This window comes from Desulfobulbaceae bacterium (genome assembly GCA_013792005.1).
Classification (GTDB): Bacteria; Desulfobacterota; Desulfobulbia; order Desulfobulbales; family VMSU01; genus VMSU01.
Genome location: VMSU01000168.1, coordinates 13,382 through 22,322, shown reverse-complemented (window position 1 = coordinate 22,322; position 8,941 = coordinate 13,382). Strand labels below are relative to the sequence as shown.

At 50.8% G+C, this 8,941-nt stretch carries 4 protein-coding genes and 1 riboswitch; of the genes, 2 read left to right on the top strand and 2 right to left on the bottom strand.

The genetic code is table 11. The features are described 5' to 3' along the window. Positions 1-136 precede the first annotated feature (136 nt). Positions 137-210: riboswitch (cyclic di-GMP riboswitch) on the bottom strand. A gap of 343 nt (positions 211-553) precedes the next feature. After that, positions 554-3,523 (bottom strand): DEAD/DEAH box helicase, encoded by a 2,970-nt coding sequence (locus tag FP815_10700; protein MBA3015405.1) that lies wholly within the window; start codon positions 3,521-3,523, stop codon positions 554-556. Between the two features lie 133 nt (positions 3,524-3,656). After that, positions 3,657-4,256 carry a hypothetical protein gene (locus FP815_10695; protein ID MBA3015404.1) on the bottom strand — a complete coding sequence of 200 codons (600 nt, stop codon included), beginning with the start codon at positions 4,254-4,256 and terminating at the stop codon, positions 3,657-3,659. A gap of 684 nt (positions 4,257-4,940) precedes the next feature. Here FP815_10695 and FP815_10690 point away from each other — a divergent pair. Together FP815_10690 and FP815_10685 are read left to right on the top strand one after the other, a co-directional pair. Continuing rightward, entirely contained in the window at positions 4,941-8,393 is a 3,453-nt protein-coding gene (locus FP815_10690) for a CxxxxCH/CxxCH domain-containing protein (protein ID MBA3015403.1), read from the top strand. A gap of 18 nt (positions 8,394-8,411) precedes the next feature. Next, positions 8,412-8,768, top strand: coding sequence for a hypothetical protein (locus tag FP815_10685; GenBank protein MBA3015402.1), 357 nt, complete (start codon positions 8,412-8,414; stop codon positions 8,766-8,768). Positions 8,769-8,941 lie beyond the last annotated feature (173 nt).

Sequence of the window (8,941 nt, the reverse complement as noted above, 5' to 3'; positions counted from 1 at the left end):
ATTCATTTAGTGGTTTTTTTCACATTTGGGGGCGCATCCATTGTTCGACTAATTCCCGCAGACAAAAGGATACGAGACTAAAAGAGACCGTTGTGGGAACAAGCTAATAAAAAAAAGCCGGGCTCCTATCTCTCTGGTAGGCAACCCGGCTATCCCGATGGACCCGTGGCTTTCCGTCCCCATTTTACAACGGGTTTGGCATGATTGTTTCCAGCAACCTATTGCAATCAGCGGACCATAGGTATAATTACTAGATATCTATAAGAGGTTTTTAATAGTTAGCCGCTTTATCTGGTCAGAGAAGGGCAGGTACACGGTGTAGAGGACTCACTGTAGTTGCTTGGCAAGATGGTGAGGCGATATAACCCACAGAGACGAGATATCCCCCACATTCCTGTCAAAATACCCATGTAAAAAAATTTAGCTAGGATTCATAATTACGGTAAGAACTGCGTCCCATGAGAAAATATCAATTAAGGGGACAGGGGGAGAACGATGGTGGAGACCACCAGGACAGAGGGCTGGGGTGATCTATTCCCAAGGCGTCAATACATCACTTCCGTCCCGGATTCAGGGAGAAATCCACTGGGCAACGAACAGTGCTGCCCGCCTTATTTTTGAAGAGCAGGTAGCCATTCTTGAGACCAAAGAGGAAGAGGTCACGAGTCACTTGGACGTCCTGGCGGCAATAATCGATGATCTTATCAATCCGACCCTCCTTATACCATTTCAGGGCCATGAGCCCGTCGGCCGATTTTTTCACTCCCAGGGGATGTTCGGCCAGGCTGTTCAGACTGATCCGATAGCCAAGCCGTCGTTGTACCTGCTCCAAAATGTCTACAGTGGGGAGACTGGCCAGATCGTTACAGCCATAGCCGGACAACACCTGATTGTCAAAACGCTTGTTGTTGAAGCCCACCACCAGATCGAAGGTCCGTAGATGGGCAATCAGCCTCTCCACCTCCCCCTCTCGAAAGACCAGATAATCATCAAGCCCGGAATCATAAACCACGGCCACGCTCACCAGCATCAGCTCGGCCAGGTGCCAGCCCCCGACCTCGGCAGCCGATTTCTGGGTCTCGAGATCGAAGACTCCGTAATGCGCCGTAATCCTCAAAGCCTTTGCCTCTTCATCCTGTGCTCCTTCAGACCCTGGTTCAGGGACCGACGGTAGACTCTTATCCTGTTCGTCGACCTCCACTCTCATCTTGGAAAAATCTGACTCCCGACCACCAGAAAGCAGTCCTTCGAGCAGACACCGGGCTGACGCCTTGTCGATGGGCCGATTGCCCGAGCCGCACTTGGGCGAATGGACGCAGGAGGGACAACCGGTTTCGCAAGGACAGGAGGTGATTACCATCCGCGTCTTCTCAAGCAGTTCGCCGATTTTGCCAAAGGCCTCACGACAAAGTCCCACCCCACCGGGATGACCGTCGTAAATGAAGACAGCGGGCTTGCCGAGCTGGGGATGAAAAGGATAGGCGATACCGCCCACGTCGTTACGGTCACAAAGGACCAAGAGTGGAAAGATCCCAATGGCGGCGTGCTCCAGGGCGTGGATACCGCCCATGAAGTGGAAGCGCTCATCTTCGACTCGCCGTTGCAGCCCCTCAGGGATCTCAATCCACAGACCTTCGGTCTCAAAGACTGTGGGCGGCAGGTCAAGAGGAACAGTGGCAATCACCTGGTGGCCGCTGACCAGACGACGCTGATAACCGCTGACCCGATCAGTGACTTTCACCCGACCAAGCGATACCCGGCAGGCGAAGCCAGGCTCCACCGACTGCCGCTCCGCCACCGCAGTAACTTTCAAGATCTCGGTCTCCTTACTGCCCATGGTGCGAGTGAAGTAATTGACACTTTTGCGTTGCGCCGTCACCTCATGCCCATCAAGATCGAGATTAGTAATCAGCCAGGTCTCGCCCCGGTGCAGATAAATGGCGCCAGGGTGACACTCCTTAAGACAACGGGGGCCATCAATGCGACCCAGTTCTCGACCGTCACCACCTGCCTGCCGAATAACAAAGGAGTGACCGCTGCCCCTGATGTCGACATGGCGGTGCGGGTACTTGCGTCCAGTGTACCAGGTGCGGCCGTCTGATCCCGTCAACAATTCGGCATCAACCACCAGTTCCGCTCTCGCCTCCCGGGCCGCTGCCTCGGCTAAAATAGGCTCATCCGCCTTAAGCGGCATCTCGGCCGCGGCACAGAGCAGATGCCGCCGTGCAATCGCCACGTTTCCGGGGTTCAACACCGCAGACTCCACCCCCCGGTCAAAAAAATCGCGGGGGTTACGCATAAAGTATTGATCCAAAGCGTCTTCCTGCCCCACCATCACGACCAAAGAGTCCCGTTGCCGCCGCCCCACCCGGCCCCCGCGCTGCCAAGTGGCCATGATCGTCCCCGGATAGCCGACCAAGATGCAAATGTCGAGACTGCCGATATCGATGCCGAGTTCCAGGGCGCTGGTGGAGACCACTCCCAAAAGATCACCGGAGGTCAACCGGGCCTCGATCTCCCTCCGTTCCTCGGGCAGAAAGCCGGCTCGATACGAGGTGAGCTTCTCCTTCAGGTATCCCAGCCGCTCATGGGTCCAGATGAAGATTAGTTCGGTCATCTTACGGGCTTGAGTATAAACGATAGTGCGTAGCCCCCGCTTCAGCGCCGCCTCAAGGAGCTGGCTGGCGGCAAAGGCCGCAGAGTCAAGCGGATTGAAAAAGATGAAGTGCCGGGTCCCTCGGGGCGCACCGCTTTCGCTGACCACTTCGACCTCCCGGCTCAACAGGTCATAGGCCAATTGGCCGGGGTTGCCCACGGTGGCCGATGAGAGAACGAATTGGGGCTGAGCTCCGAATCTATCGCAGATACGGGAGAGCCGCCTCATCACCCAAGCCATGTGGCTGCCAAAGACCCCCCGATAAGTGTGGACCTCGTCGATGATGATATGGGTCAGACCTTGCCACAGAGCAGCCCAGTTCTCATGATACCCCAGCATGGAGAGATGGAGCATGTCGGGATTGGTGATCAGGATACGGGGAGGCTGTTGGCGGATCTTACGACGCCGGTAACTTGAGGTATCACCATCACAGATCAAAGCCGGGTGCTCCCCTAATGATGGCAAGCGGTGGGCAAATTCGTCGATCCAGCGCAGCTGGTCTTGCGCCAGGGCCTTGAGCGGGAAGAGATAGAGGGCATGGGCCTTGGGATCGGTGAGCAGCCGCTCCATCACAGGGATGTTATAGATGAGACTCTTGCCGCTCGCCGTGGGGGTGGCGACAATCACGTCCCGACCATCCCGGATCAGGTCAATCGCCTGTTGTTGGTGGCTGAAAATACTCCGGTATCCTGCCTGCCCGAAGGCTTCAGCCAAGGCAGCGGGAAGCGGCCGGGCTAACTCAGAGAAAACGGCCGGCGTCTCTGGAAGCTCCTCATGATGGACCACCTGAGGGCCAAAACGGGAAGAACCCTTCAAGGCCCGGATATATTCGGCAACCCCTCTCTGCTGCTCTGAGTCTGATGTCATGAACAATGCCGTTCTGCTTTAGGTTTTTCGTTACCAAGAGTTATCGCCGAGGTGATAAAGATGACGGAACGGACAGCAAAGACATTCGCCGGACCTGACGCCTGTCTCCTGAAAACGTCAGACTGAGGAACGGTTAAATCGGCAGGAAGATAAAACTGGCCGCACTGGTAACTATGCGGCTAATAACCCGATTGTTCTTACCTTCAATAATTAAGGCCATCAGGTCCTGATCGGCGATCAATTTACCGAACTCTCGCTCGAAGCTAAGGTTATCTACCAAATCATCCATGGTGTTGGTAAGCAAATATTGTTGTCCAGTCGGGAACTTGGCATTGGACAACTTCCACACCGCCGTCTCAATGTTGCGAGCGCTGTTGTAGAGCTTCTGTGCATCAAGGGCGTCGCAGAAAAAAAAGGTCTGTTTATGCTCATAAGAGGCCATGATCATGGTCAAGAGAGCGCTCATGTAGGTGTGGACACGGTCTCCCGGATAGTCCTCGACAAAACTGAGCTTGAAATTTTCCTGCCAGTCAAGATCTTTCATCGGTGAATCCGACCAGTGCTCGAGCTGATTGAATAATTTCGCAGTCGCTACATGAGGTGTCTCCAGTCCCTGCTTGCGGAATTCCTGCGGATTGCGCAGATAGAGCTTCTGGGTCAGCAGACGGAGACTTTTCAAGACCTCTTTTTCAACGAATTCACTGCCACCATCCAATTCGATCGGAGCAAGCACACCCCTTACTCAATAAGGGAAAAAGTAGCCTGAGCCGTTATGGAAGTCAATCTCTTTGCGCGATACTGTGGGGGGAGAAGCGGAAGTGGTAATAATAGGGATGGATCGTTTGGCTCCTCACTATTTGCCGTGGATAAGGTTAAATAGGGGAAGCGGTCCACTCGCTCCGTGAGTAAAATAATCTTGTTATGCATCCCGTTTGTGTCTGCGTTTGTGCCGAAATGAGGGATAATTCATTTTTTTGGGTTATTTGGCTTCTTGGTCAATGGCAAAATGCCCCGGTAAATAGAAACGTAGTTAATATTATGCTGTCAATTATTTCGCCTTCACTAATAAAACACCTTAATATCAGGATGTTGAAAATAGGATTAAAAATAATGACAATAAGGAATTTATTGGAACAATAATTGCTGCTTAATATGAGGTCTAAATGGGTAGCAAAAGAAAATACCCCGCAATACCCACTTGCGCATCACACACACAACTATATTCATAAATTGTATGGTCTTAGGCTGTTGCCTTTCTGTAATGGATTGGTCCACCACAGGAAAATATAAATATGATATTGTTGCATTGAACTAACGATGATGGCGTCGCAAAAAGGCCGACCTACTGCGTTGCAGCGCACTTTTGCTTAGCCATCCCGTGACTTTTTGTGAGACCATCAACGATAGGGGAAATACAATGTTTAAGAAAAGTATTATCGTATCCATGGCCCTGATCTTTTTTGCATCAATGGCTTCGGCAGCCTCTGTCCTTGATGCCCCTCATAATAGCATCAGCGATGTGCATTGTAGTTCCTGTCATAGTTATTCCCTGTGGTGGCGGTATTCGCCAATCAACCAGAGCCTAAACCCGAGCAAAGACACCATAGCCAACAATGTCTGTAGTAACTGTCATGACGGCTCGAGGGCAGAAATACCCTTGCAGCGCACCCACTCCAGCACGGTTATCGGCTCATCGCTGCATGGCGTTTGGGAATCCAATTGTATTGATTGTCACGATCCCCATTATCAAGGCCAATTGGCATGGATTGACCCTAGCACGCAAACCTATCCGGCCGAGCTCTATCTAGTCAACGGCACTATTGGCACGATCACCGCTGGCACTCTCACCGACACCACAAATATCGCCTACAGCAACGTCCCGCCTGACAACCAGACCGGCGACTGGACCGACCGCAGCCGTTGGGGTAATAAAAATGCCAACTCCGATTTTGAGCGAGGTCTGATCTTAGTGGTCAATACCGGTAGGGCCGAAAACACCTACCAGGTTATCAGCGCCAACGATAGCGTTATCACCGTCAAGGGTATCATCAATTCGACTGATGCCGGCAAGTCCTTTGGCCTTATCTATGGTCAGTTGATCAAGAAAAAGATTACCACATCTCAAGGTGACCGAGAGGTGAAGTTTTTTGATCCTAATGGCTTTACAGACGACACTATGGCTGTGGCTGGTATCTGTCAGGTGTGTCACACCGAGACCAAATACTATAAAAATGACGGCACCGGCGCTTCGCACAACAGTGGGGCGTGCTGCACGCAATGTCACCTATCTAAAGAGGGGTTTAAGGTCACATGTGATGCCTGTCACGGTTTTCCGCCTGTAAACAACACGGCTGCCCAGCCTGATGGTCTAGTCTGGCTAAACGGCAAGATAACCGGCTCTTTGACAGCAGGGGCCCATGAACTGCATGCGGTCAAGTATAGCTGTAGTACCTGTCACCAGAACAGCGCTGGCAGTGGAGCGACCCATAATAACGGTAACATCACACTAGGATTTTCCATTTTCAATGGAGCATACAGTGGGGGAAGTTATGACGGTCAGTCCAGTGTGGCCTATGACAGTAGTGGTGGCACAGTGATAACGACAGTAGGCACTAAGACATGTAGTGCCTACTGCCATGGTTCAACCATGGCGCCTGACGGAGGCAGCAATACAACTCCTGTGTGGGACAATCCTTCTACTGCTGCCTGCGGCACATGCCATGGGACGACAGCGGATAACCCTCCGACTTTAGGCAGCCACCTAAAGCATGCGGGCTCTGCCAACGGAGGGCTGGCCCTTTCATGCACATTCTGCCATTACGGTTACGAGCCTCTCCATGTAAACAACCAAGCTGATTTCACCTTCGACACCGGGACATATCCTTGGCTTAGCGATGCTGTATACAGCGGCGACACGATTATGCTCAATATTTATGGTAGCTGCTCAAATGTATATTGTCACAGCAATGGGACAGGGGGCACAACAAACACTGGCGAGACAAGAAGCATTGCTGCCAACACCTCACCAGCCTGGGGAAGCGCTACATCATGCGGCAGTTGCCATGGCGGAGGAGATGCATCCGGACGGCCATCATATCCAAACGGCACACCAAAGGCCAACAGTCATAATGCCTCTGCTCACTCTTATATTAAATGCAATGCGTGTCATTGGCCCTTGACCGAGACCGGCAATACCATAAAGGATTCCACGAAACATGCAAATAAGCTGTATGATATCGGTAATAGTGCTGGCACTCTGAGTTACACTTATAACTCCGGCGGTGGATCATGTAGCAATATTGCCTGCCACGATGATGCAACCTGGGGAGGCCCGACACCTACCCATATTGCCTATAACGAATGTCTTTCCTGTCATAAGGGTGTCATGGACAGCAGGAGACAGATCGTTGACAGCAATGGAAACGGGACTGGCACGGGAGGAGATTTCAAAAAGACAACCCACCATATTACAACACCTGTTGCAGGACAGGTCACGGTGAAGAACCCGACGGCGACTACAGCCGGTACAGGTGGTTTTACCGACCCGGCCAATGCCTATGCTCTCGATAGCATTTATGCAACTTGCACTAGTGATGGCAATACCCAGTTGTATGAAAACTTTGGCGTTACGTTGCTTGGTGATGCACAGATTATAACTAAAGTAGAGATTGGCGTTACAGGATTTTATACCGCTGCTACAACGAGAACCTCGCAATTTATCATTCAGATTTCATGGGATGGGGGAACAACGTGGAGTGGCGAGGGGGTTGTTAATCTTCCAATAAATACCGCAACCACCCAATTCAAAGATTTCACATGGAGTACGACATGGAAAAACGCGAAATTGAGCAACTCAAACTTCAAGGTGAGAGTGCGGAATTACTTTACCTCTACCCCGGCTACCACGAATCATTTGGATTGGATACAGGTCAGGGTAACGTATAATTCCAGCACCGCTCCGATCACTAATACCGCCTGTCTGGTCTGTCACGATACCTTGCAGCACATGGGGGGTACAGTGAGGCTAAAGGATGCGGACACAGGTGCAATATATGCCTATGATCCCGCCAACCCGACAACCGCTGAGAATTTTTGCCTCAGCTGTCATGATACAAATGGTGCAAACGGCAATATGAGTCCTTTTGCAGACGGGTCAACAATCGGTGTTATTCCCTATAGGGCTAGCAAAGATGTAAAGGCCAGTTGGCAAAAGACTTACGGGCATAAGCAGCAGGGTCTTACCTGTCTTGGGAACGGAAATCCGACTACAGGTTGCCACTCAAACGGCCATGGCTCTGACAATGTGGGGCTCCTAAGTAAGAACCTGACTCTTCCCGCTCCAGGTACCTATTACAATCCGTTGACGGACGAAGGCCATTATGAGATGTGCTTTAGTTGCCATCAAAACTACCCGAGGATAACCAAGGAGGCCGTTTTGGGGTACAGGAGTGGTGGGCATTACGATACATGGGGCGATGGCCAACCCCCTTATAACATCACAGATATTAAAACGAATTTCAGAGATAGGTATGACGGAAGCGCAAAGAATTACGATGATGGAGGCTTCTGGACCGGATATTCTAATCTCCATTACTTCCATGCACAAGCTGGGACTTGGGCATACAGAGATTCGATTCAAAATTCAGGAATAACCTGCATTGCTTGTCACAACGTGCATGGCTCGAATACACAATCAGGATGGGTCTATGACGAGATGCAATACAATCGTTATACAGTCGGAGAGGACCAGTATGGCACCATGGATATACCTAATTATTCCAGCCTCAGAAACAGTCCTACAAATTGCTTATATAATTGTCATAGCATTCAGGGCAAGACGTATAATTGGTTTACTCCGGCCAATGAATAACACTTGAGGAAGAGAACAATGAGATCAATCAAGGTAATAGCCTTACCCATAATAATCACACTCATTACCCTTTTTTCAGCAGGTAGCGGCTACTGTTTAACAGAGCACAAAAAGTGTGTCTCATGTCATGAACTAAGAGGAGCAGATGAGAATATCAGGGAGACTGTCAATTCCCTGTGCCTTGGCTGTCATGCGGCTAATATAACAGATCACAAACTTGACATTGTCTCTAATACAGCACCTGAAAGTCTTCCCCTTGACAGTCAGAAAAGAATTATATGTATTACTTGCCATGAGCCACATGGGAAGAATACGGTTGGCAAATTTTTGAGGATGGAGCGCGAGAAGCTTTGTCTCTCCTGTCATCCTGCTTAAGGCCAACATACATGTCATGACAATGGGGTAAGAAAAACAGCAACTTGCTGCCAAACCGACAGCACAAAACCGGCATCTACCAGATTGCCCGACAAGGACCAACATGTCTTGAAACAGCAGTGGCAGCGGTAGCAATCCAACCCATGATAGCTAGCTAAACTGTACTCAATGCC

Excerpts from the sequence above, each read along its gene's own strand:
- FP815_10690 (MBA3015403.1), top strand. The coding sequence starts at position 4,941 with ATGTTTAAGAAAAGTATTATCGTATCCATGGCCCTGATCTTTTTTGCA.
- FP815_10685 (MBA3015402.1), top strand. The coding sequence starts at position 8,412 with ATGAGATCAATCAAGGTAATAGCCTTACCCATAATAATCACACTCATT.
- FP815_10700 (MBA3015405.1), bottom strand. The coding sequence starts at position 3,523 with ATGACATCAGACTCAGAGCAGCAGAGAGGGGTTGCCGAATATATCCGG.